25 protein-coding genes are annotated in these 26,094 nt (G+C 56.8%); 21 read left to right on the top strand and 4 right to left on the bottom strand.

Features of this window, described 5'->3' with window-relative positions; genetic code table 11:
* Positions 1-81: 81 nt before the first annotated feature.
* The gene (locus IYV58_RS03340) at positions 82-1,494 is read left to right on the top strand and encodes an aminotransferase-like domain-containing protein (RefSeq protein WP_087828879.1); all 1,413 of its coding nucleotides are present in this window, start codon (positions 82-84) and stop codon (positions 1,492-1,494) included.
* 95 nt (positions 1,495-1,589) lie between these two features.
* On the opposite strand, the gene IYV58_RS03335 is transcribed toward IYV58_RS03340, so the two are convergent.
* The gene (locus IYV58_RS03335) at positions 1,590-2,558 is read right to left on the bottom strand and encodes a hypothetical protein (RefSeq protein WP_195729426.1); all 969 of its coding nucleotides are present in this window, start codon (positions 2,556-2,558) and stop codon (positions 1,590-1,592) included.
* A gap of 141 nt (positions 2,559-2,699) precedes the next feature.
* Between IYV58_RS03335 and hsdR the strand changes: the two genes are divergently transcribed.
* The 6 genes from hsdR to IYV58_RS03305 all read left to right on the top strand — a co-directional run bounded on the left by hsdR (position 2,700) and on the right by IYV58_RS03305 (position 11,687).
* Positions 2,700-5,129 (top strand): EcoAI/FtnUII family type I restriction enzme subunit R, encoded by a 2,430-nt coding sequence (gene hsdR, locus IYV58_RS03330; RefSeq protein WP_195729425.1) that lies wholly within the window; start codon positions 2,700-2,702, stop codon positions 5,127-5,129.
* Positions 5,130-5,203: 74 nt separating this feature from the next.
* Positions 5,204-6,673, top strand: coding sequence for an N-6 DNA methylase (locus IYV58_RS03325; protein WP_119834586.1), 1,470 nt, complete (start codon positions 5,204-5,206; stop codon positions 6,671-6,673).
* Positions 6,673-8,430: a restriction endonuclease subunit S gene (locus tag IYV58_RS03320; protein WP_195729424.1), complete on the top strand. Its 1,758-nt coding sequence runs from the start codon at positions 6,673-6,675 to the stop codon at positions 8,428-8,430. The genes IYV58_RS03325 and IYV58_RS03320 overlap by 1 nt, the downstream gene beginning before the upstream one ends.
* Positions 8,431-8,646: 216 nt before the next feature.
* Positions 8,647-8,982 carry an endoribonuclease SymE gene (gene symE / locus IYV58_RS03315; RefSeq protein ID WP_049075177.1) on the top strand — a complete coding sequence of 112 codons (336 nt, stop codon included), beginning with the start codon at positions 8,647-8,649 and terminating at the stop codon, positions 8,980-8,982.
* A 453-nt stretch (positions 8,983-9,435) separates the two neighbouring features.
* Complete coding sequence (locus IYV58_RS03310; RefSeq protein ID WP_195729423.1) at positions 9,436-10,347, top strand: acetamidase/formamidase family protein; 912 nt, start codon at positions 9,436-9,438, stop codon at positions 10,345-10,347.
* On the top strand, positions 10,344-11,687 hold the full coding sequence (locus IYV58_RS03305) for an APC family permease (protein WP_142445093.1): 1,344 nt from the start codon (positions 10,344-10,346) through the stop codon (positions 11,685-11,687). The genes IYV58_RS03310 and IYV58_RS03305 overlap by 4 nt, the downstream gene beginning before the upstream one ends.
* On the opposite strand, the gene IYV58_RS03300 is transcribed toward IYV58_RS03305, so the two are convergent.
* The 3 genes from IYV58_RS03300 to IYV58_RS03290 are packed head-to-tail and all read right to left on the bottom strand — an operon-like array spanning position 11,684 to position 13,300.
* Entirely contained in the window at positions 11,684-11,911 is a 228-nt protein-coding gene (locus IYV58_RS03300; RefSeq protein ID WP_195729422.1) for a hypothetical protein, read from the bottom strand. The genes IYV58_RS03305 and IYV58_RS03300 overlap by 4 nt on opposite strands.
* A gap of 43 nt (positions 11,912-11,954) precedes the next feature.
* Positions 11,955-12,398: a FosA family fosfomycin resistance glutathione transferase gene (locus IYV58_RS03295; RefSeq protein ID WP_142470459.1), complete on the bottom strand. Its 444-nt coding sequence runs from the start codon at positions 12,396-12,398 to the stop codon at positions 11,955-11,957.
* On the bottom strand, positions 12,392-13,300 hold the full coding sequence (locus IYV58_RS03290) for a LysR family transcriptional regulator (protein WP_004128500.1): 909 nt from the start codon (positions 13,298-13,300) through the stop codon (positions 12,392-12,394). Before IYV58_RS03290 ends, IYV58_RS03295 begins: the two co-directional genes overlap by 7 nt.
* 87 nt (positions 13,301-13,387) lie before the next feature.
* Between IYV58_RS03290 and IYV58_RS03285 the strand changes: the two genes are divergently transcribed.
* The 14 genes from IYV58_RS03285 (at position 13,388) to IYV58_RS03220 (ending at position 26,093) form a co-directional block, all read left to right on the top strand.
* Complete coding sequence (locus IYV58_RS03285) at positions 13,388-14,170, top strand: NAD(P)H-dependent oxidoreductase (RefSeq protein ID WP_142481040.1); 783 nt, start codon at positions 13,388-13,390, stop codon at positions 14,168-14,170.
* A gap of 147 nt (positions 14,171-14,317) precedes the next feature.
* Positions 14,318-14,902 carry a TetR/AcrR family transcriptional regulator gene (locus IYV58_RS03280; protein WP_139529220.1) on the top strand — a complete coding sequence of 195 codons (585 nt, stop codon included), beginning with the start codon at positions 14,318-14,320 and terminating at the stop codon, positions 14,900-14,902.
* Positions 14,903-14,919: 17 nt separating this feature from the next.
* Positions 14,920-15,720 carry a winged helix-turn-helix domain-containing protein gene (locus tag IYV58_RS03275; protein ID WP_049114453.1) on the top strand — a complete coding sequence of 267 codons (801 nt, stop codon included), beginning with the start codon at positions 14,920-14,922 and terminating at the stop codon, positions 15,718-15,720.
* Positions 15,717-16,235 carry a FidL-like protein gene (locus tag IYV58_RS03270; RefSeq protein ID WP_004098240.1) on the top strand — a complete coding sequence of 173 codons (519 nt, stop codon included), beginning with the start codon at positions 15,717-15,719 and terminating at the stop codon, positions 16,233-16,235. The genes IYV58_RS03275 and IYV58_RS03270 overlap by 4 nt, the downstream gene beginning before the upstream one ends.
* Before the next feature lie 406 nt (positions 16,236-16,641).
* Positions 16,642-16,920, top strand: coding sequence for a BMC domain-containing protein (locus IYV58_RS03265; RefSeq protein ID WP_004098239.1), 279 nt, complete (start codon positions 16,642-16,644; stop codon positions 16,918-16,920).
* A gap of 17 nt (positions 16,921-16,937) precedes the next feature.
* Positions 16,938-17,222: a BMC domain-containing protein gene (locus tag IYV58_RS03260; protein WP_004098238.1), complete on the top strand. Its 285-nt coding sequence runs from the start codon at positions 16,938-16,940 to the stop codon at positions 17,220-17,222.
* A gap of 15 nt (positions 17,223-17,237) precedes the next feature.
* Positions 17,238-17,516, top strand: a complete 279-nt coding sequence (locus tag IYV58_RS03255; protein ID WP_002442217.1) for a BMC domain-containing protein — start codon at positions 17,238-17,240, stop codon at positions 17,514-17,516.
* Between the two features lie 53 nt (positions 17,517-17,569).
* Positions 17,570-19,171, top strand: coding sequence for an acetaldehyde dehydrogenase (acetylating) (locus tag IYV58_RS03250; RefSeq protein ID WP_142473663.1), 1,602 nt, complete (start codon positions 17,570-17,572; stop codon positions 19,169-19,171).
* A gap of 26 nt (positions 19,172-19,197) precedes the next feature.
* Entirely contained in the window at positions 19,198-19,455 is a 258-nt protein-coding gene (locus IYV58_RS03245; RefSeq protein ID WP_004098229.1) for a EutN/CcmL family microcompartment protein, read from the top strand.
* A gap of 15 nt (positions 19,456-19,470) precedes the next feature.
* A complete protein-coding gene (locus IYV58_RS03240; protein ID WP_087828890.1) occupies positions 19,471-20,625 on the top strand; it encodes a 1-propanol dehydrogenase PduQ in 1,155 nt (384 codons plus the stop codon).
* A 25-nt stretch (positions 20,626-20,650) separates the two neighbouring features.
* Entirely contained in the window at positions 20,651-24,037 is a 3,387-nt protein-coding gene (gene cutC / locus IYV58_RS03235; protein WP_142445096.1) for a choline trimethylamine-lyase, read from the top strand.
* Between the two features lie 56 nt (positions 24,038-24,093).
* Entirely contained in the window at positions 24,094-25,041 is a 948-nt protein-coding gene (gene cutD / locus IYV58_RS03230) for a choline TMA-lyase-activating enzyme (RefSeq protein ID WP_004128480.1), read from the top strand.
* A gap of 12 nt (positions 25,042-25,053) precedes the next feature.
* The gene (locus IYV58_RS03225; protein ID WP_004098223.1) at positions 25,054-25,476 is read left to right on the top strand and encodes a BMC domain-containing protein; all 423 of its coding nucleotides are present in this window, start codon (positions 25,054-25,056) and stop codon (positions 25,474-25,476) included.
* Complete coding sequence (locus tag IYV58_RS03220; protein WP_014837302.1) at positions 25,473-26,093, top strand: phosphate propanoyltransferase; 621 nt, start codon at positions 25,473-25,475, stop codon at positions 26,091-26,093. Before IYV58_RS03225 ends, IYV58_RS03220 begins: the two co-directional genes overlap by 4 nt.
* The last annotated feature ends 1 nt before the right edge of the window (position 26,094 follow it).

Below are 26,094 nucleotides of genomic sequence, written 5' to 3'. Positions count from 1 at the left end.
CTAAAACGTACAGCAGACCTCATTTTTACCGCCAATCTGTACTGGTTTATTGATCTGTATGGCGACGATCAAGGATACAGCATGACCCGCTATCAACATCTGGCCAGCCTGCTGGCAGAACGCATCGAACAGGGGCTGTATCGCCCCGGCGAAAAGCTGCCGTCGGTACGCAGCCTGAGCCAGGAACACGGTGTCAGCATCAGTACCGTTCAGCAGGCCTACCAGATGCTGGAACAGCAGCAGCTGATCGTGCCGCAGCCGCGATCCGGCTATTTCGTGGCCCCGCGTAAAGCCCAGCCGCCGGTACCGCCGATGTCGCGTCCGGTCCAGCGCCCCGTCGAGATCACCCAGTGGGATCAGGTACTGACCATGCTCGACGCCCGCCACGACAAATCGATTATCCCCTTCGGCGGCGGCTCGCCGGACGTCACTCAGCCGAGCCTGAAGCCTATCTGGCGCGAGCTGAGCCGGGCAATCCAGCACAACCTTAGCGAAGTGCTGAACTACGACGAGCTGGCCGGGCGTCGCGAGCTGCGCGAACAGATCGCCCGCCTGATGCTCGACGGCGGATCGGTGGTCACCGCCAACGATCTGGTGCTCACCAGCGGCTGCCACAGCGCGCTGTCGCTGGCGCTGCTGTCGGTGTGCCAGCCCGGCGATATCGTCGCCGTCGAATCCCCTTGCTACTACGGCACCATGCAGATGCTGCGCGGATTAGGGTTAAAAACCATCGAGATCCCCACCGATCCGGAAACCGGGATCAGCATCGAGGCGTTAGAGCTGGCGCTCGATCAATGGCCGATCAAAGGGGTGATCCTGGTCCCTAACTGCAATAATCCGCTGGGATTTATCATGCCGGATGCCCGCAAGCGGGCGGCGCTGTGCCTCGCCCAGCGCCACGATATCGTTATTTTTGAGGATGATATCTACGGCGAACTGGCGACCGAATACCCGCGCCCGCGCACCATCCATTCCTGGGATATCGACGGACGGGTGATGCTCTGCAGTTCGTTTACCAAAACCATCGCTCCCGGCCTGCGCATCGGCTGGATTGCCCCCGGCCGTTATTACGATCGTCTGCTGCAGATGAAATATGCCGCCAGCGGCACCAACGTCCCCTCCACCCAACTGGCGGCCTGTAACTTTATTCGCGAAGGCCACTATCACCGCCACGTGCGGCGGATGCGGCAGATCTACCAGCGTAATATGGAGATCTACACCTGCTGGCTGCGGGAGTTTTTCCCCTGCGGGATCTGCGTTACCCGCCCGAAAGGCGGCTTTATGCTGTGGGTCGAGCTGCCGGAGCAGGTGGATATGGTCTGCGTCGCGAAGCAGCTGTGCCGCCTGAAAATCCAGGTCGCGCCGGGATCGCTGTTTTCAGCATCCGGGAAGTATCGCAACTGCTTAAGGATCAACTGCGCCCTGCCGCCGATCGAGAAGCATAAAGAGGTGATGGTTCAGCTGGGGGAAGCGGTGAAAGTGGCGATGGAGTGAGTCTGCGTTAATCGGGACTACCGGTTCCCCATCGTCTGCGGGCCGGTAGCCCGGACAAGGCGCGTCAAGCGCCGCCTCCGGGGAAAACGTTTCTATTATTTTAACCACGCGGGAATATTATATTCAGGTAAATACTCGACTGCATAAAAATCTTTCCTGTTACTGCCTTTTTGGCAAGTAAGCTCATAGAAACCCCATTTATCATTTTTATCTGAATAAAAAACGGTATATTTATCAGTATTAAAGCCAAAGTATTTTTCATTTTTATTCTTCACTTTTAGATCGCCGCATTTTGCTTCATCACGCCATTCAAAATTGATGGTTCTGTTTAACACATAATAAGCAGCATCACCAAACAGTTTAGGAACAAGTAGAAACAAAAAAACTGACATAATAAAGGCACCGGTTAATGTAAATATTCGATACCCTTTCGCTTTATCACCGTAAATGATAAACAATCCATAACAAATTGGCTGTGATAACCACAAGAAAAACATAAGATATGCCGTGGCTTTCCAGCAATACTCTACCCATGGAGAGGACGATAGCTCCAGGTTACTAATTTGCCAGAAAATACTGGCTGAATAGCTACTGACAAATGCAAATACACCTGAAAACAAAGTAACCGCCAGACTGATTATCTCAAGAGTCTTTGCTGTATTATTTCTGACAATATCTAAAATCGTCAAAATACTGCTAATGAGGATGAGGAGCGAAAATAAAATCGCTAACCAATACGTTATGGTATTTAAAAACACATTAGCAGACAACAATAAAAGCAAAAAAATTGACCATGCAGTTAGCGATAGAATACCCGCAAACCGAGTCAGAAAATGGTCATTACATGTACGCACAAAAAATCCAATATATTCCTTAAGCCGAGACTCTTGAGTGCAAGCGAAGATTAAAATAGATATAAAAAGAAACGCAACCAGGTAACTTTTCAACGGAAATTTATAGGGAATTAAATAGATGGCGATCGCTCCGTAGATAACCACCGCAGAGTCTAATTTTTTCTGTTTGAAATGTTTAAGAAAGGATTTCCAAATCTTAATAATTTCCATATTAAAACCTTATATGTTGAGTACAGGATCCACGAATTCATCTAAAACAGAGACTTAAGACAAATAATGCACATAGAGTGTAATGATTTCATCTGATTTTGTGTGTAGAATTTGCGCATCGCTATTTGATGAGAATCCCCAATGGCTGACCTGAACCTGAGTACCCTGACGGAAGCAGACATCATCACCAAACGCGTTATGCCCGCCATCCTTGATGCTGGCTGGAGCGACACAACGCAAATCCGACAGGAGGTCAAACTCCGGGATGGTAAGGTCATCGTGCGCGGTAAGGTTGCAGCGCGCAGAACGGTGAAATCCGCCGATATCGTGCTGTATCACAAGCCGGGTATTCCGCTGGCGGTCATTGAAGCCAAAGCCAACAAACATGAAATCGGCAAGGGGATGCAGCAGGGCATCGAGTACGCGCGACTGCTGGACGTTCCGTTCGTCTTCGCCACCAATGGCGACGGTTTTATTTTCCGCGATGCCACGGCAGCCGAAGGCGAGTTGCTCGAAAAAAGTATTACCCTTGACGAATTTCCATCCCCAGCCGAACTTTGGCACAAGCTCTGCGTCTGGAAAGGCTACACCGCAGCCCAGCTTCCGGTGATTACTCAGGACTACTACGACGACGGCAGCGGCAAAGCGCCGCGCTACTACCAGCTACAGGCCATCAATAAAACGATTGAAGCCGTTTCCGCCGGGCAGAACCGCGTTCTGCTGGTGATGGCAACCGGCACCGGCAAAACCTATACCGCCTTCCAGATCATCTGGCGCTTATGGAAAGCGAAAAGTAAGAAGCGGATCCTGTTCCTCGCCGATCGCAATATCCTGGTCGATCAGACCAAAAACAACGACTTCCTGCCGTTTGGCACGGCGATGACCAAGGTCACCGGGCGCACCATCGACCCGGCCTTTGAAATCCACCTCGCGCTGTACCAGGCCATCACCGGCCCGGAAGAAGATCAAAAAGCCTTTAAACAGGTAGCGCCGGATTTCTTTGACCTGATTGTCATCGACGAATGTCATCGCGGCAGCGCTTCGGAAGACAGCGCGTGGCGCGAAATCCTCGACTATTTCAGCGCCGCCACGCAGGTTGGCTTAACCGCCACGCCGAAAGAGACTCATGAAGTCTCCAGCACCGATTACTTCGGCGACCCGGTGTATATCTACTCGCTGAAAGAAGGTATCGAAGACGGCTTCCTTGCTCCCTATAAAGTGGTGCGCGTCGACATCGACGTCGATCTCCAGGGCTGGCGCCCGACCAAAGGCCAGACGGATAAAAACGGCGAGCTGATCGACGACCGTATCTACAACCAGAAAGATTTTGACCGCACGATGGTGATCGATGAGCGCACCGAACTGGTAGCGAAAACCATTACCGATTACCTCAAGCGCACCAACCCGATGGATAAAACCATCATCTTCTGTAACGACATCGATCACGCGGAGCGGATGCGCCGCGCGCTGGTCAATCTCAACCCGGAACAGGTCAAAAAAAACGACAAGTACGTGATGAAAATCACCGGCGATGACGACATCGGTAAAGCCCAGCTGGATAACTTTATTAACCCCAAAAAAGAGTATCCGGTTATCGCCACCACCTCCGAGCTGATGACCACCGGCGTGGACGCCAAAACCTGCAAACTGGTGGTGCTGGACCAAAATATTCAGTCGATGACCAAATTCAAGCAGATCATCGGTCGCGGCACCCGCATCGATGAACGCTACGGCAAGCTATGGTTCACCATCCTCGACTTCAAAAAGGCCACCGAACTGTTCGCCGACGAGCGCTTCGACGGCATCCCGGAAAAGGTGATGGACACCACGCCGCAAGATATCGCCGACCCGGAGTCTGATTTTGCAGAGCAGTTCGACGAACACGAAGAAGAGACCGAAAACGACATCACCGGTGCCGATGAAGATCCCGCCCCGTATACCGTCACCGATTCCGGCGATGTCGGCCCGCTGCCGGAAGAGGACGAGAACAAAGTGCGCAAGTTTCACGTCAACGGCGTGGCCGTCGGCGTAATTGCCCAGCGCGTGCAGTATTACGACGCCGACGGCAAGCTGGTCACCGAATCCTTCAAAGATTACACCCGCAAAACGCTGCTCAAAGAGTACGCCTCGCTGGATGATTTCACCCGCAAATGGCAGGGCGCCGAGCGCAAGGAGGCCATCATCAAGGAGCTGGAGCAGCAGGGGATTATCTGGGAAGTACTGGCGGAAGAGGTCGGTAAAGATCTCGACCCGTTCGACATGCTGTGCCACGTGGTGTATGGTCAGCCGCCGTTAACCCGCAAAGAGCGGGCGGAGAACGTGCGCAAGCGCAACTACTTCACCAAATACTCCGACGCCGCGCAGGCGGTGCTGAACACGCTGCTGGATAAATACGCCGACGCGGGCGTGCAGGAAATAGAGAGTATTCAGGTGCTGAAGCTCAAGCCGTTCGACAGCATGGGTACGCTGCCGGAGATCATTAAAAGCGGATTCGGCGACCGTAACGGGTATAATCAGGCCATCAGCGAGCTGGAGAGCGAAATCTACCACCTACCGCCCCGCTCCGCGTAACCACTCCCCTTTTGCGCCTTCTGCTGCCACCGCGTAGCAGAAGGCCTTATTGTTAATGAAACATGGAACACATCATGTCAATCAGCTCGGTTATCAAATCATTACAGGACATTATGCGCAAAGACGCCGGCGTGGACGGCGATGCGCAGCGCCTCGGCCAGCTCTCCTGGCTGCTGTTTCTGAAAATCTTCGACGCCCAGGAAGAGGCGCTGGAACTGGAGCAGGATAACTATCAGTACCCGATCCCGCAGCGCTACCTGTGGCGCACCTGGGCGGCGAACGCCGAGGGCATTACCGGTGATTCCCTGCTGGAATTCGTCAACGACGACCTGTTCCCGACGCTGAAAAACCTCACCGCGCCTATCGACAAGAACCCGCGCGGCTTTGTGGTCAGGCAGGCGTTCAGCGATGCCTATAACTACATGAAAAACGGCACCCTGCTGCGTCAGGTGATCAACAAGCTCAACGAAATCGACTTTACCAGCGCCAGCGAGCGCCACCTGTTCGGCGACATTTACGAACAGATCCTCAAAGATCTGCAATCGGCGGGCAATGCTGGTGAGTTCTACACCCCGCGAGCGGTGACCCGCTTTATGGTCGATCGCGTCGATCCGAAGCTCGGCGAGTCAATTATGGATCCGGCCTGCGGCACCGGCGGCTTCCTCGCCTGCGCATTCGATCACGTCAAAAACAACTACGTGAAGAGCGTGGCCGATCACCAGACGCTGCAACAGCAGATCCACGGCGTAGAGAAAAAACAGCTCCCGCACCTGCTGGCGACCACCAATATGCTGCTGCACGGTATCGAAGTGCCGGTGCAAATCCGTCACGACAACACCCTCAACAAGCCGCTGTCGTCGTGGGATGAACAGTTGGATGTGATTGTCACCAACCCGCCGTTTGGCGGCACCGAAGAAGACGGCATTGAGAAGAACTTCCCGGCAGAGATGCAGACCCGCGAAACGGCGGATCTGTTCCTGCAACTGATCGTTGAAGTGCTGGCGAAAAACGGCCGCGCGGCGGTGGTGCTGCCGGACGGCACGCTGTTTGGCGAAGGTGTGAAAACCAAAATCAAAAAGCTGCTCACCGAGGAGTGCAACCTGCACACCATCGTGCGTCTGCCGAACGGCGTGTTTAACCCGTACACCGGGATCAAAACCAACCTGCTGTTCTTTACCAAAGGCCAGCCGACCAAAGACATCTGGTTCTACGAGCACCCGTACCCGGCGGGCGTGAAGAACTACAGCAAAACCAAGCCGATGAAGTTTGAGGAGTTCCAGGCCGAGATCGACTGGTGGGGCAACGAGGCCGACGGCTTCGCCAGCCGCGTCGAGAACGAGCAGGCGTGGAAGGTCAGCATCGACGAGGTGATTGCCCGCAACTTTAACCTCGATATCAAAAACCCGCACCAGGCGGAAACCGTCAGCCACGATCCGGACGAACTGCTGGCGCAGTACGCCAAACAACAGGAAGAAATCCAGACCCTGCGCCACCAGCTGCGCGATATCCTCGGCGCGGCGCTCTCCGGTAAGGAGGCCAACTGATGGCGGTGGAAAAACTGATTGTCGACCATATCGACACCTGGACCACGGCGCTGCAAACCCGCTCCACGGCGGGGCGCGGCAGCTCGGGTAAGATCGACCTGTACGGCATTAAGAAGCTGCGCGAGCTGATTCTGGAGCTGGCGGTGCGCGGCAAGCTGGTGCCGCAGGATCCGAACGACGAACCGGCGTCGGAGCTGCTGAAACGCATTGCAGCGGAAAAGGCCGAGTTGGTGAAGCAGGGGAAAATTAAAAAACAGAAGCCGCTGCCGGAGATTAGCGGGGAAGAGAAACCGTTTGAGCTGCCGATTGGGTGGGAATGGGCGCGTCTTGTAGAAATATATGATGTAAGAGATGGAACGCATGATACTCCTAAGTATCAATCAGAAGGCTATCCATTGGTCACAAGTAAAAATTTATCCTCTGGAAAACTGAATTTTGATGATATTAAATTTATAAGCAAAGAGGCACATGAAAAAATTAAAGAGCGCTCTTTTGTAGAATTCAATGATATTCTCTTTGCTATGATTGGTAGTATTGGAAATCCTGCTATTGTTGATACTAAAAATGAATTCTCAATAAAAAATGTTGCTTTATTTAAATACTATAGCAAAGATCTATCTGTTCCAGAATATTTAAGATGTGTGCTGGAGTCTTTATCCTTAGTGTTGAGAAATATATCTTCTGGTGGAGTTCAGCCTTTTGTATCACTAAGCACCTTACGTAATACGGTTATGGCACTTCCACCGTTGGCAGAACAATATCGAATTGTTGTAAAACTTACTGCTCTCATGTCCCTCTGCGACCAACTGGAGCAGCATTCCCTGACCAGTCTGGACGCCCATCAGCAGCTGGTTGAAACCCTGCTGACCACGCTAACCAACAGCCAGAACGCCGATGAACTGGCCGAAAACTGGGCGCGTATCAGCGAACATTTCGACACGCTATTTACCACCGAAGCCAGCATTGACGCCTTAAAACAGACCATTCTGCAACTGGCGGTGATGGGCAAACTGGTACCGCAGGATCCGAACGACGAACCGGCCTCTGAACTGCTCAAACGTATTGCGCAGGAAAAAGCGCAACTGGTGAAAGACGGGAAAATTAAAAAACAAAAACCGTTGCCGCCGATTAGCGGTGAGGAAAAACCGTTTGAGCTGCCGGATGGGTGGGAATGGAGTTACCTACAGGATGTAACTAATCTAATTACAGATGGGAAACATGGCGATTGCTTAAATCACGATAATTCTGGGTATTACTTTTTATCCGCAAAAGATATTCAAGAAGGAAAGTTATCATATGAACATGCTCGCCAGATAGATAAAGATCAATTTGAAGAAGTTCATCAAAGAACCGATTTAAAAGAAGGCGATATCTGTCTTGTTAATACAGGTGCCACTATCGGAAAGCTTGCTCTAGTTGAAAATGCTGAATTAGCCAGCAGAACTACATTTCAAAAGAGTGTGGCCATTATAAAACCAACAAAGCCATACATTTTGAATTTATATCTATACTTATATCTTCAATCACAAAGTGAAGCATTAAAGAAAAAATCTGGTGGTAGTGCTATTAATAACCTATTGCTAGGAGATTTAAAGAAAAAGTTATTACCGGTACCACCTTTAAATGAACAACAGAAAATTATTGATAATGTTCATTCATTAGAATCAATGCTAAATATTTTAAAAGTCAAAATTAAATCCGCCCAACAAACCCAGCTCCACCTGGCCGACGCCCTCACCGACGCAGCCATCAATTAACCCGCCCTTCATAAACCAATAAAGCGGCTAAATAGCCGCTTTATTCCCATCACCAGAAATAATCCTTCCCTTTATCCCCGCCGTTATTTTCATTCATTTTCAGCTGGACTTTTCTTCTTTTCCCTGATGATATATCCAGGTATTTAACGCAAGACGCCCGTGCTGCAACACGAGCGCCTCGCTAATCACAATCACTATTCACAGGAAATAGCCATCATGACTACCCCGCATTCTATTGCAGAATTCACCGATCCAGAAGTCTCCCCGCAAAATAACCGTAAAGGCACCGTCAGTTACGCGAGCCGCTTTGAAGATCGCCAGCGTATCCCGGCGATTATCATGAAAGGACAGTGGCTGGAAGCTGCCGGTTTTGCCACCGGCACCAAAATTGATATCAAAGTGATGGAAGGCTGTATCGTGATTACCGCGAAGCAGCCGGAGCCGGAACTGGTAGAGTCGCTGCGCCAGCTGCATAAGCTGTCGGCGCGCAAGCAGAAGCAGGTGCAGGCGTTAATCGGCGCGATCGCCGGGCAGAAACGTAAGCTGGCCTAAGCTAAATTCCCCGGCGGCGCTGCGCTGACCGGGGCTACCGGTTCCCCGTCGTCTGCGGGCCGGTAGCCCGGACAAGGCGCGTCAAGCACCGCCTCCGGGATTTCTATTCTCCCTACACCTAAGACCTTATAATGCGCTCATATCACCGCATATATAAATAATCCTACTGCCGCACGCAGCAGCGTAATATGCTGGATAATAACCCCAGGGCAGTAAACAATTAGCGAATGACCACTAAAGCCAAAATAACAAAAAGTTTTTTGCTAAATAACCAGCATATAAGAAAACCCCACCAATATAGCTAACCGCATGATTCACCAGCAAATATATACCATTTATTTTTGAAAAAACTGACCTGATTGCCTTCCCATAATAATCCCGATACATTCACTCATTCCCTATACGGGAAACTCTAAATATAAAAATCACAACAATATAACCGGGATGAATGTCATGAAAATAACCAAAGACCGAGTGGTTTACGCCATGTCGCGCGAAAACACTCCTGTCGCTACCGTCAGCAGCGGCAGTGAAGTGCTGTTCGAAACCTGCGACTGCTTCTCCGACCAAATCACCTCCGCCGATGCCGTGTTCAACGAGCTGGACTGGCAGCGAATTAACCCGGCGACCGGGCCGGTTTACGTCGAGGGCGCCGAGCCGGGCGATGCGCTCAAGGTGACCATCAAACGCATTACCCTGAGCAGCAATCAGGCGGTGATGGTCACCGCACCGCAGCTGGGGGTGATTGGCGACGAGCTAGATGCTCCGAAGGTCACTATCGTCCCGATTGAAAACGACCATGCCATACTGCCCGGCAACGTGCGCGTCCCGCTTAATCCGATGGTCGGCGTGATCGGCGTCGCGCCTGCCGGGGAAGCCATCTCCTGCGGCACGCCGGATAGCCACGGCGGCAATATGGACTGCAAAATGATTACCGCCGGCAGCACCCTGTGGCTGCCGGTCAACGTTCCCGGCGCGCTGTTCGGGCTGGGGGATTTACACGCCGCGATGGGCGATGGCGAAGTCTCGGTTTGCGGTCTGGAAATTCCCGGCGAAGTGCTGGTCGAACTGACGGTGGTCAAAAACCGCAAGCTGCCGCTGCCGATGCTCGAAAACAGCGAGACCCTGTTTACCCTCGCCTCGGCGCTGACCCTCGATGATGCCGCCGCCATGGCTACCCGCAATATGGCGCATTTTATCGCCGACAATACCTCCCTGACGCTGGGGGACGCCATCAGCATCCTGAGCATTGCGGGCGACCTGCAAATCTGTCAGGTAGTCGACCCGCTGAAAACCTGCCGCTATGCCTTACCGAAATCAGTGGTTGAACAGCTCTCCTTGCGAATTGAAGGGGAGCAGGCATGAGCGTTGAACAATTTGGCTATAAGCAGGAGCTGCACCGGGCGCTGACGTTCCGCGATCTGCTGGTCTACGGGATGATTTTTATGGTGCCCATCGCACCGTTTGGCGTCTTTGGCTACGTCTGGGACGGCGCGCAGGGCATGGTGGCGCTGGCCTATCTTATCGGTATGGTGGCGATGTTCTTTACCGCCATGAGCTACTGGTCGATGTCGCGCGCGTTTCCGGTTTCCGGCTCGGTATATGCCTATGCCCAGCGCGGTATTCATCCCATTGTCGGCTTTTTTGCCGGCTGGCTGATCCTGCTGGATTATATTCTGGTGCCGTCGCTGCTCTATATCGTCAGCGCGGCGGCGCTGGCGCCCATGCTGCCGGGCGTGCCGGGCTGGATGTGGATTGTCGGCTTTATCGCGATTAACAGCCTGATTAACCTGCGCGGCATTACCTTTACTGCGCGCGCCAATAATACGATTCTGATCGCGGAGATCGTGGTGCTGTCGGTGTTCGTTGTGCTGGGGCTGATTGCGCTCTACTCCGGCGCCGGAGCGGGCCATCTGACCCTCGACCCGCTCTATAACGCCGATAAGTTCAGCCTGCCGCTGGTGATGGGCGCAGTCTCCATCGCCGTGCTCTCGTTCCTCGGCTTCGACGGGATCTCCACGCTGTCAGAGGAAACGAAAGGCGGCGTAGATACAGTGGGTAAGGCGTCGCTGGGCGCGCTGATGCTGGTCGGTTCGCTGTTTATCCTGCAAACGTGGATTGCCGCCGATCTGGCGCAGGGCATGACGTTCAGCAGCCTCGATACCGCCTTCTACGATACCGCGAATCTGGCGGGCGGCGGCTGGCTGAAGTATGTCACCATGTGGTCGACGGTGATCTCCTGGGGGATTGCTAACGCCCTGGTGGCGCAGGCCGCCGTGTCGCGTATTCTGTTTGCGATGGCGCGCGACAAGCAGCTGCCGCAGCTGCTGGCGAAAGTGCATCCGCGGCTGAAAACGCCTTACGTCAGCACCCTGTTTGTGGCGCTGATTTCGCTGGCTTCCGGCCTGTGGTTCTATGGCGATATCGATAACCTCAGCCGTCTGGTGAACTTCGGGGCGCTGATGGGCTTCCTGGTGCTGCATATCGCCGTGATAAACCATTACATCATTCGCCAGAAATCGCGCAATCTGGTGGTACACCTGCTGTTCCCGGTGGTGGGCCTGTGCATTATCGGCTTTGTTATTTATGAAATGGACGCGCAGGCCAAGGTGCTGGGGCTAAGCTGGCTGGCGGTTGGCGTGGTCTATTACCTGCTGATGCGCCTGGTGCTCAAGCGCAATGTGGAACTGAAGCTGGAAGGCTAGCGCGATTTATCTCCCCGGCTCGCGCTACGCTTAGCCGGGCTACCCGATCGCACGGGCCGGTAGCCCGGACAAGGCGCGTCAAGCGCCGCCTCCGGGGAAACAACGCGCAATACAGCCTCCACTTTTCCCCGGCTCGCGCTGCGCTTAGCCGGGCTACCCGATTGCACGGGCCGGTAGCCCGGACAAGGCGCGTCAAGCGCCGCCTCCGGGGAAACAACGCGCAATACAGCCTCCACTTTTCCCCGGCTCGCGCTACGCTTAGCCGGGCTACGGGTTCCCGGCCGTCGGTTCGTCCTCGCCAAAAAACACCATACCTTTATAGGGCTTCGCCCGGCACGCCGCCAGGCGCTGGGCGAGGCTGCCGACGTGCAGCTCCAGCTTGTGGCCGTCCGGGTCGAGAAAATAGTGCGACGCGCCTTCGCTTTTGTTGGTTTTCCAAACCGGAACGCCAGCCGCATTCAGGCGCCCGACAACAAGCGCGAAATCCTCTTCCGCAATGCTGAACGCGTAGTGGGTGTAGTCGCTCTCCTCCGGCGAAATGACGCGCCGCTGCGGGTCCAGCGACAGGCACAGCCAGAGGTCGCCGCAGGAGAAATACGCGCCGTTATCCCAGCGGGCGCGCAGCGTCATCCCCGGAAGCTGCTGATAAAACGCCACGCTCGGCGCCAGCTGGCTGACCGCCAGGGTCAGATGGTTTAATCCGCTTAACATGGCTTTTCCTCTAATGACGTTACGATTTGCTGGCGCAGCCACCGATGCGCCGGATCGCGGTGCCAGCGCTCGTGCCACAGCATCAGCATCTCAAACCCGGCGACCGCCAGCGGCGGTTCAACCACCGTCAGCCCCTCAGCTCCGCGCACCAGCCGCTCCGGCAGCACCGCCACCAGCTCGCTATTACGCAGCGTCTCCAGCATAAAGAGGAAATGTGGCACGGAAAGGACAACCCGCCGCGCCAGCCCGAGATTCGTCAGCGCGCTATCGGTCGCGGCGCTGAATCCTCCGCCATCCGGCGAGACAATCACCTGCTCCAGCTCGCAGAACTGCGCCAGGCTTAACGCCGACCGTAGCGCCGGGTGCCCCGCTCTACCCGCCAGCACATAGCGCTCGCGGAACAGCAAACGCTGATGCAGCCCGGGCGGCGCGCCGTCGCGCGTGTGAAAAAACAGATCGACCTCATCACGATCCGCCTGCTGAACCAGCCGCGCGGGCTGTAGCTCAAACAGCGCCAGGCGGCTGGCTGGAGAGGCGATGCGCAGGGTATTGAGTACCGGCAGCAAAATCGCCGACGCCATATAGTCCGTCGCCGCCACCCGCCAGGTCTGCGCCGCCGTGGCCGGGTCGAAGGGCTGAACCGGCGCTACCGCCAGCTCCAGCGCCAGCAGCGCATCGCGCAGCGGCCCGCGCAGTTCATCAGCGCGGGCGGTGGGCTGCATTCCGCGCGGCCCCGGTAGCAGCAGCGGGTCGGCGAAAATCTCCCGTAGTCTTGCCAACTGCACGCTGACCGACGGCTGCGACAGGTTGAGGCGCTGCGCCGCGCGGGTGACGTTATTTTCGCTGAGCAGGACGTTCAGCGTGCGCAGCAAATTGAGATCCAGCCCCTGGAGATTAATCATTACTATACCTGTCATTGAAGCAATTCATTTCTACTATAGCGTCGTCGACTCTACTCTGCAGCTCTCCATTGCTCAGAGGTGATTTCAATGAAAATATTACTGGTTTACGCCCATCCCGAACCGCGTTCGCTTAACGGCGCGCTGAAAGATTTTACCGTGCAGCATCTGCAAAACGCCGGTCATGACGTGCAGGTGTCCGATCTCTACGCCATGCGCTGGAAGGCGGGATTTGATGCCGATGACAGCAGCGCCCCGCCGGTCGGTGAAAGCTGGCGGGCAACGCGGGATTCGCAGTACGCCTTCGCTAACGGCACGCAAAGCGCGGATATCATGGGCGAACAGGAGAAGCTGCTGTGGGCCGATACGGTGATTTTTCAGTTCCCGCTGTGGTGGTTTTCGCTGCCCGCCATCATGAAGGGCTGGATTGACCGGGTCTACGCTTACGGGTTTGCCTACGGCGTCGGCGAGCACAGCGAAACCCACTGGGGCGATCGCTACGGCGAAGGCACGTTCGCGGGGAAACGGGCGATGCTGGTCGTTACCGCCGGCGGATGGGCGGAACACTACGCGCCGCGCGGAATTAACGGGTCTATCGACGATATCCTGTTCCCTATTCAGCACGGGATGCTGTTCTATCCCGGCTTTGACGTCCTGCCGCCGGTGGTGTTCTACCGCACCGACAAACTCGATGCACAGCGCTTCGCCGCGCTGCGCGAGGCGCTGGCCCGGCGACTGGATACCCTCTCTGAAACGCCGCCCATTCCCTTCCGTCGTCAGAACTACGGCGACTATCTGATCCCCTCTCTGAACCTGCGCCCGGAGCTGGCGCCGGGCGAAAACGGCCTCGCTATCCACGTGAAGCCGATGTGAATCTCGGTGGGTGATATTCGCGGCCCGGCGAATATCACCACAATTCATAAGGTGAACTGTGAGCCTCCACGCAATAACGGCATCGCGCCCCGCTACGCCCCTTCGCATATTGATAGCGATCAAGAATAATCATACCGTCTGGTCGGTATGATTCGGGCCATGAATATGGAAGCCCAACATCGTAAAAAAGATCCCGTCCGCCTGTATAAGCAGCTGCTGGAGTCCGCGGCCACCATCGCCGGCCGGGACGGCATCGCCTCTCTGTCGCTGAACGCCGTCGCGCGCGAAGCGGGCGTCAGCAAAGGCGGCTTACTGCACCATTTCCCCAACAAGCAGGCGCTGATTTTCGCTCTCTTTGCCCGCCTGCTGGCGATTATGGAAGAGGCGATTTCAGAGCTTATGGCCGCGGATAACATCTCTTATGGCCGCTTTACCCGCGCCTATCTGCGCTATCTGTCGGCGCCGGAACTCACGGATACCCAGGAGAGCCGCCAGCTGATGGTGCTGTCGCTAGCCATGCCGGATGAACCGGTGCTGCGAAAATGCTGGCGCGACTGGATGCTCGACCATCTGGCGCAAGGCGATGAACTGGACAATAGCCATACCGGCACGCTGGTGCGCTATGCGGCGGACGGCATCTGGCTATCGGAATTAACCGAGGGGCGCACCATGAACCCCGGGCACCGGCAGTCGCTGGTCAGCGATCTGACGAAGATGACGCTTCCTGCGTGAAGCATGTTGAGGCCACGATGCGCTATAACATCCATGGCCGTCTGATTTATGATGCAATGGACGGCACGCTAACGTTACCAGGAAGCGATGAGGCGGACAGCCAGCTGTCGATCACCGCCAACGCGCTGCTGTGGTTCTTCCTGCGCCACACCGAGGTGGTCAGCCGCGATGAGGTGCTTAAAAAAGTCTGGGATGACAACGGGTTAACCTCATCCAACAGCAATCTCAATCAGTACCTGAGCATGCTGCGCAAAACCTTTCGCCACTACGATATCGACAACATTATCGTCACCGTGTCGCGCGGACTGCTGCAGCTCAATCCGGATCTCACCATCGAGAGGCTCGACGCCAGCCCGGAGCCGGAACCGCTGTTAACGGCGGAAGTTGAGCAAGACGAAACCGCCGCCCCGGAAGCGCAGAAGGCCGTTCCCAGCCGCCACGCGCGCGGCACCTGCTGGTATCTCGCCGGCGGCTGCCTGCTCACCATCGCCCTGCTGCTGGTGATATGCAGTTTTCTCGGCGGCAACACCTCGCACCCCATCACCCTGACGCAAATGCGCCATAGCCAGTGCGAGCTGCTGGCCAGCGATGAGATGCTGCGCTCCGTTGCCGGAACCGCCTATGGCAAGAATTTTGATGCCGTGCGCCAGCGCCTGAAGCTGGAGTGCAAGCCCGGCGAACGCTTCGTCTTCTTCTATGGCGACCGGCTGGAAACCAACGGCCTGGGCCGGGTATTCCTCGCCCACTGCGCGATGCATGAAGATAACCCGTTCAGCTACTGCGATAACTATTTTTACTATTCATGGAAGCCGCAATGAGACTCGCCCCGCGCCCCTTTTTCGCCCTCTCCAGCCTGGTGTTTATTGCCGCCGCCGGGTTCTGCGCCTGGAAGCTGCTGCCGGTCGAAAACGGCGGGGTGATGAGCTGCTCGACCAAAGCGATTATGCGCTTTGAGAACATGGAGAAAGAGAACGTCAACGGCAATATCCATTTCAACTTTGCCGCCAACGGAAAAGGGTCGATGGTCGTCGAAGGCTATACCGATTCCGCCGCCGGTTGGCTCTATCTCCAGCGCTACGTCAAGTTTAGCTACACCAGCAAACGCATCTCCACCACCGAGCGCCACTATCGCATCAGCAAGTGGGAATCCAGCGCCTCGTCCATCGATGAGTCGCCGGACGTGATCTTCGACTACTTTATGCGTGAGATGTCCGATAGCCACGACGGCCTGTTCCTGAACGCGCAGAAGCTCAATGAGAAAGCCATTCTTCTCAGCTCTATCAACTCACCGCTCTACGTCTGCACGCTGAAGTCCGGCAGCAAGCTTGATTAAGCTCACACCCGCTTTTCCTTCATCGCTTTCGCTTTAGTAAAACCGCACGTTTTGTATTTAGCCTGCCGAATAAAACACGATCCTCTCCACACTTCATACATCGTCAAATTACCCCCGATCTGCAATAAATTAGCAACTTGTTAACATCAGTTCGCCTCCGGCTAAATGGTGAAAAAAACGCCGCAATCGTCACTCAATTCGCCCCACCACCGCAGCACAAACGCATAAATCGCCGGCTTATAAAATCTAATTCATAGAGCAAAAAACTAAAAATCCACCTTGAGCAGATTTTAATTTCACTTCATTCGCCATTCCCTATAGTGAACCCCGAACGCCGCTTCCGCGTCCTGACGTCGTTACGCGGACGGTTTTCCCGAATCACAAAACCTGTTCTGAAGGAGAAACCATGGGTGATGCATTAGGGCTTATCGAAACCAAAGGTCTGGTGGCCTGCATTGAAGCAGCGGATGCGATGTGTAAAGCCGCCAACGTCGAGCTGATTAGCTATGAAAACATCGGCTCGGGGCTGGTGACCGTCATGGTGAAGGGCGACGTCGGCGCGGTGAAAGCGGCGGTCGATTCCGGCGTCGAGTCCGCGCAGCGCATCGGTGAAGTGGTGACCTCGCTGGTTATCGCTCGTCCGCATAACGACATCAACAAAATCGTCATTAAACACAAGGCCTGAGGGCCAGGAGAACACAAATGGGTGATGCATTAGGTCTGATTGAAACCAAAGGTCTGGTGGCTTGTATCGAAGCGGCAGATGCGATGTGTAAAGCCGCCAACGTTGAACTGATTGGCTATGAAAACGTCGGTTCCGGCCTCGTCACCGCGATGGTGAAAGGCGACGTCGGCGCGGTGAAAGCGGCGGTGGATTCCGGCGTCGAATCCGCGCAGCGCATCGGTGAAGTGGTGACTTCGCTGGTTATCGCCCGCCCGCATAACGACATCAACAAAATCGTCTCGCATTACAAAATCATGGATTAACCGGAGAAAAACCTGATGAAAGAAGCGCTTGGTCTGATCGAAACCAAAGGTCTGGTGGCCTGTATCGAAGCCGCGGATGCGATGTGTAAAGCCGCCAACGTGGAGCTGATTGGCTATGAAAACGTCGGCTCCGGCCTCGTTACCGCGATGGTGAAAGGCGACGTCGGCGCGGTGAATGCCGCGGTGGATTCCGGCGTGGAAGCGGCAAAACGCATCGGCGAAGTCGTCACCTCTCGCGTCATCGCGCGTCCGCATAACGACATCGAAAAAATCGCGGCACAGCACAAAGCATGACCTGACAGGGCGCGCCCCGTCTCCACTCTTTTAGTCTGATGAAGGATAGACTCATGATTGAACTGGATAACGATTTGCAGTCCCGGCAGAACGCCCGGGAGCTGGTGCGCAATGCCAAAAAGGCGCAGGCGATTCTGGCCACCTTTTCGCAGCAGCAAATCGACGCCATCGTGAAGAACGTGGCCCAGGAAGCGGCGCATCATGCCGAAGCGCTGGCGAAAATGGCCGCGGAAGAAACCGGTTTTGGCAACTGGCAGGACAAAGTGCTGAAGAACCGCTTCGCCTCGCTGCGCGTCTACGACGCCATCAAAGATATGAAGACCGTCGGCATCATTCATGACGATCCGCTACAAAAAGTGATGGACGTGGGCGTGCCGCTGGGGGTGATTTGTGCGCTGGTGCCGTCGACCAACCCGACCTCCACCGTTATCTACAAAACGCTGATTGCGCTGAAGGCCGGCAACGCGATTATCTTCTCCCCGCATCCCGGCGCCCGCCAGTGCAGCTGGAAAGCGATTGAAATCGTGAAGCGCGCGGCGGAAGCGGCAGGGGCTCCTGCCGGTAGCGTCGACGCCATTAGCCAACTGACCCTCGAAGCCACCTCAGAACTGATGCACAGCAAAGACGTGTCGCTGATCCTGGCGACCGGCGGCGAAGGCATGGTGCGCGCCGCCTACGCGTCCGGCACGCCGACCATCAGCGGCGGCCCGGGTAACGGCCCGGCGTTTATCGAACGCAGCGCCGATATTCCCCACGCGGTGAAAGATATCATCACCAGTAAAACCTTCGATAACGGCGTGATCTGCGCCTCCGAGCAGTCGATTATTGTCGAACGCTGTATCTACGACGAAGTGCACCGCGAACTGGAAGCCCAGGGCGCGTACTTCATGAACGAAAGCGAAGCGGCGAAAATGGCAGCCCTGCTGCTGCGCCCCAACGGCACCATCAACCCCAAAGTGGTGGGTAAAACCGCGCTCTATCTGAGCCAGATGGCCGGCTTCTGCGTCCCTGCCAGCACCCGGGTGCTGATTGCCGCGCAGACCACGGTATCGCATTCCAACCCCTACTCGCGGGAAAAACTGTGCCCGGTACTCGGCCTGTACGTTGAAGAGGACTGGAAAGCCGCCTGCCACCGCGTCGTGGAGCTGCTGACCAACGAAGGCCTCGGCCACACGCTGGTGATCCACACCCGCAACCAGGATGTCATCCGCCAGTTCTGCCTCGAAAAACCGGTTAACCGCATTCTGATTAATACCCCGGCGGCGCTGGGCGGCATCGGCGCGACCACCAATATCACTCCGGCCCTGACCCTCGGCTGCGGCGCGGTCGGCGGCGGATCCAGCTCGGACAACGTCGGGCCGATGAACCTGCTCAACATCCGCAAAGTGGGCTACGGCGTTCGCTCCATCGATGAGCTGCGTGCGCCGGGCAGCCGCCCGGAACCGCAGCCGACCATCGTCAGCCAGGCAGCCGGCCCAAACCGCAGCATCTTTGACGATGAACGTTTTAACGCCCCGGCTGCCGCCACCGCAGCCCATCCGGCCAGCGCCGACGATCGCTTTGCGACTGCCGCCGCCGTCGGCGCGGACAGCGAGATTAATGAGCAAAACGTGGAACGCGTCATCCGCCAGGTGCTGGAACGCCTTGGTAAGTAACACATTGATATAAGGCGATAAAAACAATGATTCTCGCAAAGGTAGTCGGACATGTCGTCGCCACGCAGAAGTGCGATGAGCTACGGGGCAGCAACCTGCTGCTGATCGTCAAATTAGATGATGACCAGCAGCCGATGAAAGACCAGACCTGGGTTGCCGTTGATAGCGTCGGCGCCGGTATGCACGACATCGTGCTGGCCGAAGAATATCTGGCGCTCAACAAAGAGCGCTACAAGGCCATGTCGGTGGTCGCCATTGTCGAGAACGTGTTTCGGGACGCTTAAGGAGTCAATAACCCAATGAGTGAATTTTTGCTGAAACCCCGGATTCGCTTTGGTCAGGATGCGCTTGCCATCCTGAACGAGCTGCCCGCCCGCAACGTACTGCTGGTCACTGACCAGGCGATGGTTAAGTTTGGCCTCGCCGATCGCGTCACGCAGATCCTCAATGCGCGCGGCATCGCTTTCCAGGTCTGGGACGACGTGGTGGCCGACCCGGATATCGCCACCGTAGTGCGCGGTATGAAGCGGATGGATAACAGCTATCCGGATCTGGTTATCGCGCTGGGCGGCGGTTCGGTGATTGATGCAGCCAAAGCGGTTATTTTCGCCCTGGCGCAAACCCGTCCGGACGCTCACCGCGAGCCGCCCTGCTTTGTGGCGATCCCCACCACCAGCGGCACCGGCTCTGAGGTCACCGCCTTTTCGGTGGTAAAAGCCCACGCCGAGAAGCTGGTGCTGGTGGACCCGTCGCTGCTGCCGGATATCGCCATTCTTGACCCGGCGCTGGTGGCCTCGGTGCCGCCGGCGATCACCGCCGATACCGGGATGGACGTGCTGTGTCACGCACTGGAAGCCTACGTCTCCCTCGCCGCCAGCGACTTTTCCGATGCGCTGGCGGAGAAAGTAGTGCAGCAGGTATTTCGCTTTCTGCCGACCTGCTGGCGCAACGGTGGCGACCTGCTGGCGCGGGAAAAGATGCATAACGCCTCCTGCATGGCGGGCATGGCGTTCACCAACGCGTCGCTGGGCATCACCCACAGCCTTGCCCACGCGCTCGGCGGCGTGTTTCGCGTCCCCCACGGTCGCGCCAACGCCCTGCTGATGGCGGATGTGGTGGCCTGGAACGCCGATTATCACGGGCAGTGCGATACCGATGCCGCCCGCAAATACGCCCGATTAGCCCATCTGCTGGATCTGCCTGCGGCCACTACCCGCCAGGGCGTCGCCAGTCTGTTGGTCGCCATTCAGGCGCTAAAAGACGAAATGAGCATGCCGGCCGGCATCCGCGATACCGGCGTCCTTGTAGACGCGTTTGAACAGCGGCTGGCGGAGATGGTCGGCCAGGCGCTACGCGACAGCTGTACCCCGACGAACCCACGCGCGCCGGACGCTCACGCACTGACCGAACTCTATCGCCGGGCATGGACCGGCAACGCCGTTCAGGGCCACTGATAACAAGATTTGGAGAACCTTACCCATGGCACACTACAGCTTAACGCCGCGCGTCAAAGTGTTGGCAGAACGTTTACTCTCACAAAAAAGCACCCTGTGCACCGAACACGCCACCACGCTGAACGCCCTTGATGGCGATATCGCCGGGGTTCCCGCCGCCGTCAAACCGGCGCGCCGTTTCTATGAACTGATGCGCCAGCTGCCGCTGTGCATCAGCGCTGACGAACTGATCGTCGGCAACCAGACCCGCAAACCGCACGGGGCGATTTTCCACGACGAGAGCGCCGTCCGTCGCCCGTCCGCGTTCCAGTTCCTCAACCTGAATAGCGACCTCGACTCCCCGGATTACAAGCTGGTGATCGAAAAAGGCGTACTGGCGATAAAACATCAGTTGGAAGAGAAAACCCGCGCGCTGGGCAGCGCCGTCAGCCGCAGCGGCATGGACGAAGTCAACGGCTGCCGCGCGGCCATCTACGCCTGCGATGCCCTGATGGCGCTGGCGCAAAACCTGGCCAACAGCGCCGAACAGCTGGCCGCCGCGGAAACCAATGCTTACCGCCGGGCGGAATTGCTGGACAGCGCCGCCATTCTGCACCACGTTCCGGCACATCCGGCGCGCAGCTTCAAAGAGGCGTGCCAGGCCTTTTATCTGTTCCAGCTGGCGCTCCAGCTCGATAACGGCAGCTACGCCGTCAACCCGGAAGGCGCCGACAAAGCCCTGCTGCCGTACTACCAGCACGATATCAACAGCGGCGCGCTCTCCCCGCAGCAGGCATATGAAATCGTCGAATCCCTGTGGTTCAAGCTGGCGGAACTGTGCGAAGTGCGCGCCGCCTGCGCGATCGACGGTTATCCGATGTTCGACGCCCTTCTGCACGGCGCAAGCCTTGAGAACGCGCGCATCAACGAACTCTCCGACATGTTCCTCAGCGCGCAGCACAACCTGAGCGCCCTGCATCTGCCGGTGCGTCTGTTCAAGGGCGTCCAGCACGTTTCCGCCGCCCCGTTTGCCGCCGCCGGCGAAACGCCGGCAGCAGAAGGGCTGACCCCGCGCATGCAGCGCCTGCGTAACCACTACCTGACCGTGCGCCCGAGCGTCTCTATCTACCGCGCGCTGGCCTTTACCGAAGTGGTCAAAGCCAACCCCGGCATGCCCACGATTCTGCTGCGCGCCAAAGCCTTCCGCCACGCCTGCGAAACCGCGCCGATTCTGATTCAGGACGATGAGCTGATCGTCGGTCATCCATGCGGCAAGCCGCGCGCGGGGGCCTTCTCGCCGGATATCGCCTGGCGCTGGGTGCGCGACGAACTCGATACTATGAGCACCCGTCCGCAGGATCCGTTTGAGATCAGCGAAGAAGATAAGAAAACCATTCGCGAAGAGATCGTGCCGTTCTGGGAAGGCCGCTCGCTGGACGAAATCTGCGAAGCCCAGTACCGCGAAGCCGGCGTATGGGCGTTCAGCGGCGAAACCTTCGTCAGCGACCTCTCCTACCACCAGATCAACGGCGGCGGCGACACCTGCCCGGGCTACGACGTACTGCTATTTACCAAAGGGATGAACGGCATTAAAGCCGACGCCGAGGCGCACCTTGCCAGCCTGAGCATGGAAAACCCGGAAGATATCGACCGCATCTACTACTACAAAGCAGCGATTGAAACCTGCGAAGGGGTGATTAACTACGCGCACCGCATCGCCGCCCGCGCCCGCGAACTGGCAGCGATTGAGCAGAACGCCCAGCGCCGCGCCGAGCTGCTGACCATCGCCGAGGTGAACCAGAACGTGCCGGCGAATCCGCCGAAAACCCTGCAGGAAGCGCTGCAAAGCATCTGGACCGTGGAGTCGCTGTTTGAAATCGAAGAGAACCAGACCGGGCTATCGCTGGGCCGCGTAGACCAGTACTGCTACCCGATGTTTGAAGCCGATATCCGCGAAGGCCGCCTGACGCACGACACCGCGCTGGAGCTGCTACAGGCGTTTATCATCAAATGCGCCGAGCTGATGTGGATGTCCAGCGAGCTGGGAGCGAAATATTTCGCTGGCTATCAGCCATTTATCAACCTGACCGTCGGCGGTCAGAAGCGCTCCGGCGGCGATGCCTGTAACGACCTGACCTACCTGATCATGGACGCCGTGCGCTTCGTGAAGGTTTACCAGCCGTCGCTGGCCTGCCGTATTCACAACCAGTCGCCGCAGAAGTATATGGAAAAAATCGTCGACGTCGTCAAAGCGGGGATGGGCTTCCCGGCCTGCCACTTCGACGACTCCCATATCAAGATGATGCTGCGTAAAGGCTTCGATTTCGAAGATGCCCGCGATTACTGCCTGATGGGCTGCGTCGAACCGCAGAAATCCGGCCGCATCTATCAGTGGACCTCCACCGGCTACACCCAGTGGCCCATCGCCATTGAGTTCGTTTTAAACCGCGGCCGCATGGTGCTGTTCGACAGCTATCAGGGGCTGGATACCGGCGACCTGCGCGACCTGCGCACTTTCGAAGAATTCGACGCGGCGGTGAAACAGCAGATCGCCCATATCGTGCGCCTGTCGGCGATCGGCACCGTCATCAGCCAGCGCGTGCACCGCGACGTGGCGCCGAAGCCGCTGATGTCGCTGCTGGTGGAAGGCTGCATGGAAAAAGGCAAAGACGTTGCCGCCGGCGGCGCGATGATCAACCACGGCCCGGGGCTGATCTTCTCCGGTCTGGCGACCTACGTCGACTCCATGGCGGCGATTCGTAAGCTGGTGTTTGAAGATAAGAAATACACCCTCGAGCAGGTACGCGATGCGCTGCTGGCGAACTTCGAAGGCTTTGAAGGCCTGCGCCGCGACTGCCTCAACGCGCCGAAATACGGCAACGATGATAACTACGTCGATCGGTATGCGCTGGATATTACCGAGTGGACCGAGCGCGAGTGCCGTAAGTACAAGATGCTCTACTCCACCCTGAGCCACGGCACCCTGTCCATCTCCAACAACACGCCGATCGGCGAGCTGACCAACGCCACGCCGAACGGTCGCCTGGCGTGGATGCCGCTCTCCGACGGCATCAGCCCGACTCAGGGCGCGGATAAGCAGGGCCCGACGGCGATCATCAAGTCGGTGAGCAAGATGAACGTTGAAACCATGAACATCGGCATGGTGCACAACTTCAAGTTCCTCAAAGGGCTGCTGGATACCCCGGAAGGTCGTCACGGCCTGATTACCCTGCTGCGCACCGCGTCGATTCTCGGCAACGGCCAAATGCAGTTCAGCTATGTCGATAACGACGTGCTGAAAAAAGCCCAGCAGGAGCCGGAAAAATATCGCGACCTGATCGTCCGCGTCGCGGGCTACAGCGCCTACTTCGTTGAGCTGTGTAAAGAAGTTCAGGACGAGATCATCAGCCGTACGGTCATCGAGAAGTTCTGATAAAGACACGGACGTTTTTGGACACGGATGTCCCGATCGTTTTTCTGGAGGTATGTGTGAGCGCAAAACAAGAATTAACCGGGCGAATATTCAATATTCAGAAATATTCGATCTATGACGGCGATGGGATCCGCACGCTGGTTTTTTTCAAAGGCTGCAATATTCGCTGCCCGTGGTGCGCTAACCCGGAAGGGCTGAATAGCCAGTTTCAGGTGATGTTCTCACAGGATAAATGCATTAACTGCGGCGACTGCGTCAACGTCTGCCCGGCGGGAATTCATTATCGGGCGGAAGAAAACGGCGAAATGAAGCATTTCGTCAACCGCAACAAAGACTGTATCGGCTGCCGCAAGTGCGAAGAGATCTGCACCCAAAACGCGCTGGATATTATGGGTAAAGATGTCACCGTCAGCGAGCTGATGGAGATCATCATGCAGGACTACGACTTTTATATCTCCTCCGGCGGCGGCGTCACCATCGGCGGCGGTGAAATGAGCCTGCAGACCGACTTTGCCGTCGCGCTATTTAGCGAATGCAAAAAGATGATGCTCAATACCGCCGTGGAAACGCAGGGCACCACGCCGCTGGCCAATTATCAAAAGCTGGCGCCGGTGACCGACACCTTCTTATTCGATATTAAGCAAATTAACAGCGAGCACCATAAAGCGTTATTTGGCATCGGTAACGAAGGCATTCGCCGCAACCTGGAGTGGCTGGTGGATTCCGGCGCTAACGTCATTATCCGCATGCCGCTGGTTCGCGGCTATAACGACTCGTTCGATGCCATTACCGGGGCCATTGATTATGTACAAAAGCTGGCGAAGCGCGGAAATATCCGCCGCATCGATATGCTGCCGTACCACCAGCTCGGGCGCAAAAAATATGAACGCCTCGATATGCCCTATCCCATTACCCAGGACCCAACGTATTCCGCCGAGGAGTTAGACCGGCTGGAAACGTTCTTCACGCAGTTTGATTTTGATATTCGCTTAGTCCGCCATTAACAGGAGCCGACAATGAAAAGTTTAGGCGTAATTGAAACGCGAGGGTTAGTTGCCGCCGTTCAGGCCGTGGATGCCGCCTGTAAAAGCGCAGGCGTGTCCTGCATTGGCTACCGCAAAGTCGGTTCGGGGCTAGTGAGCGTCTGCTTTGAAGGGGAGATCAGCGCGATTCACACCGCTATCGAACGCGGCGTGGCCGTCGCCGCGCTCATCGACCCGCAGGTGAAATCCCTGACGATCGCCCGTCCGGAGCGCAGCGTCGTCGACGCTCTCAGCACTCTAAAAGGCCGTCCGCCGCGCGCGGAAGCTGCCGCGCCGCTTGAGGCTGAAGCCGTCGCGCCCGCAGCTGTGGAAACAAGGGAACCCACTGAACCCGCCGCCGCACCTGCGCCGACGGAAGATAAAAACGCGGCGATGAGGAAAGGGAAGAAGGCATGATCGACACCCTGCTCCATGAAAAAATCGCCGCCCGCCTGAGCCACGTTGCTCCGGCTATCCCGGTCGGCATCTCTAACCGCCACGTCCATCTGGCGCAGCAGGACGTCGAAGCGCTGTTTGGCAAGGGCTACGTCCTGACGCCGTTTAAGCCGCTGCGCCAGCCGGGGCAGTTCGCGGCCCAGGAGTGCGTCACCGTGGTCGGTCCAAAGGGCTCGCTCACCCAGGTGCGCGTCCTCGGCCCAACCCGCCCGGTATCGCAGCTGGAAATCTCCCGCGCCGACTGCTTTACCCTCGGCATCAAAGCGCCGGTTCGCGAATCCGGCCAGTTGGAGAACGCGGGCAGCGCGCTGCTGATCGGCCCGGCAGGCCACGTTGAGCTGCGATCTCAGGTGATCTGCGCCTGGCGGCATATCCATATGTCGCCGCAGGACGCCCGCCAGCTGAACGTCGCCAACGGCCAGAAGGTTAGCGTCCGCAGCGACGGCGAACGCCAGTTGACCTTCGATGAAGTGGTAGTGCGGGTGCGCGAAGACTTTGCGCTGGAGTTTCATATTGATACCGAAGAGGCCAACGCCGCCGGCTTGAAAAACGGCGCGCAGGTCACGCTCATCGGCTAAA

The sequence above is a fragment of the Klebsiella sp. BDA134-6 genome (assembly GCF_015601345.1).
Taxonomy (GTDB): domain Bacteria; phylum Pseudomonadota; class Gammaproteobacteria; order Enterobacterales; family Enterobacteriaceae; genus Klebsiella; species Klebsiella grimontii.
This window is presented reverse-complemented; position numbering and strand designations above follow the sequence as displayed.

Bases quoted from the DNA above. Each gene is read 5' to 3' on its own strand.
- IYV58_RS03340 (WP_087828879.1), top strand. From the start codon at position 82: ATGACCCGCTATCAACATCTGGCCAGCCTGCTGGCAGAACGCATCGAA.
- IYV58_RS03335 (WP_195729426.1), bottom strand. From the start codon at position 2,558: ATGGAAATTATTAAGATTTGGAAATCCTTTCTTAAACATTTCAAACAG.
- hsdR (WP_195729425.1), top strand. From the start codon at position 2,700: ATGGCTGACCTGAACCTGAGTACCCTGACGGAAGCAGACATCATCACC.
- IYV58_RS03325 (WP_119834586.1), top strand. From the start codon at position 5,204: ATGTCAATCAGCTCGGTTATCAAATCATTACAGGACATTATGCGCAAA.
- IYV58_RS03320 (WP_195729424.1), top strand. From the start codon at position 6,673: ATGGCGGTGGAAAAACTGATTGTCGACCATATCGACACCTGGACCACG.
- symE (WP_049075177.1), top strand. From the start codon at position 8,647: ATGACTACCCCGCATTCTATTGCAGAATTCACCGATCCAGAAGTCTCC.
- IYV58_RS03310 (WP_195729423.1), top strand. From the start codon at position 9,436: ATGAAAATAACCAAAGACCGAGTGGTTTACGCCATGTCGCGCGAAAAC.
- IYV58_RS03305 (WP_142445093.1), top strand. From the start codon at position 10,344: ATGAGCGTTGAACAATTTGGCTATAAGCAGGAGCTGCACCGGGCGCTG.
- IYV58_RS03295 (WP_142470459.1), bottom strand. From the start codon at position 12,398: ATGTTAAGCGGATTAAACCATCTGACCCTGGCGGTCAGCCAGCTGGCG.
- IYV58_RS03290 (WP_004128500.1), bottom strand. From the start codon at position 13,300: ATGATTAATCTCCAGGGGCTGGATCTCAATTTGCTGCGCACGCTGAAC.
- IYV58_RS03285 (WP_142481040.1), top strand. From the start codon at position 13,388: ATGAAAATATTACTGGTTTACGCCCATCCCGAACCGCGTTCGCTTAAC.
- IYV58_RS03280 (WP_139529220.1), top strand. From the start codon at position 14,318: ATGATTCGGGCCATGAATATGGAAGCCCAACATCGTAAAAAAGATCCC.
- IYV58_RS03275 (WP_049114453.1), top strand. From the start codon at position 14,920: ATGCGCTATAACATCCATGGCCGTCTGATTTATGATGCAATGGACGGC.
- IYV58_RS03270 (WP_004098240.1), top strand. From the start codon at position 15,717: ATGAGACTCGCCCCGCGCCCCTTTTTCGCCCTCTCCAGCCTGGTGTTT.
- IYV58_RS03265 (WP_004098239.1), top strand. From the start codon at position 16,642: ATGGGTGATGCATTAGGGCTTATCGAAACCAAAGGTCTGGTGGCCTGC.
- IYV58_RS03260 (WP_004098238.1), top strand. From the start codon at position 16,938: ATGGGTGATGCATTAGGTCTGATTGAAACCAAAGGTCTGGTGGCTTGT.
- IYV58_RS03255 (WP_002442217.1), top strand. From the start codon at position 17,238: ATGAAAGAAGCGCTTGGTCTGATCGAAACCAAAGGTCTGGTGGCCTGT.
- IYV58_RS03250 (WP_142473663.1), top strand. From the start codon at position 17,570: ATGATTGAACTGGATAACGATTTGCAGTCCCGGCAGAACGCCCGGGAG.
- IYV58_RS03245 (WP_004098229.1), top strand. From the start codon at position 19,198: ATGATTCTCGCAAAGGTAGTCGGACATGTCGTCGCCACGCAGAAGTGC.
- IYV58_RS03240 (WP_087828890.1), top strand. From the start codon at position 19,471: ATGAGTGAATTTTTGCTGAAACCCCGGATTCGCTTTGGTCAGGATGCG.
- cutC (WP_142445096.1), top strand. From the start codon at position 20,651: ATGGCACACTACAGCTTAACGCCGCGCGTCAAAGTGTTGGCAGAACGT.
- IYV58_RS03225 (WP_004098223.1), top strand. From the start codon at position 25,054: ATGAAAAGTTTAGGCGTAATTGAAACGCGAGGGTTAGTTGCCGCCGTT.
- IYV58_RS03220 (WP_014837302.1), top strand. From the start codon at position 25,473: ATGATCGACACCCTGCTCCATGAAAAAATCGCCGCCCGCCTGAGCCAC.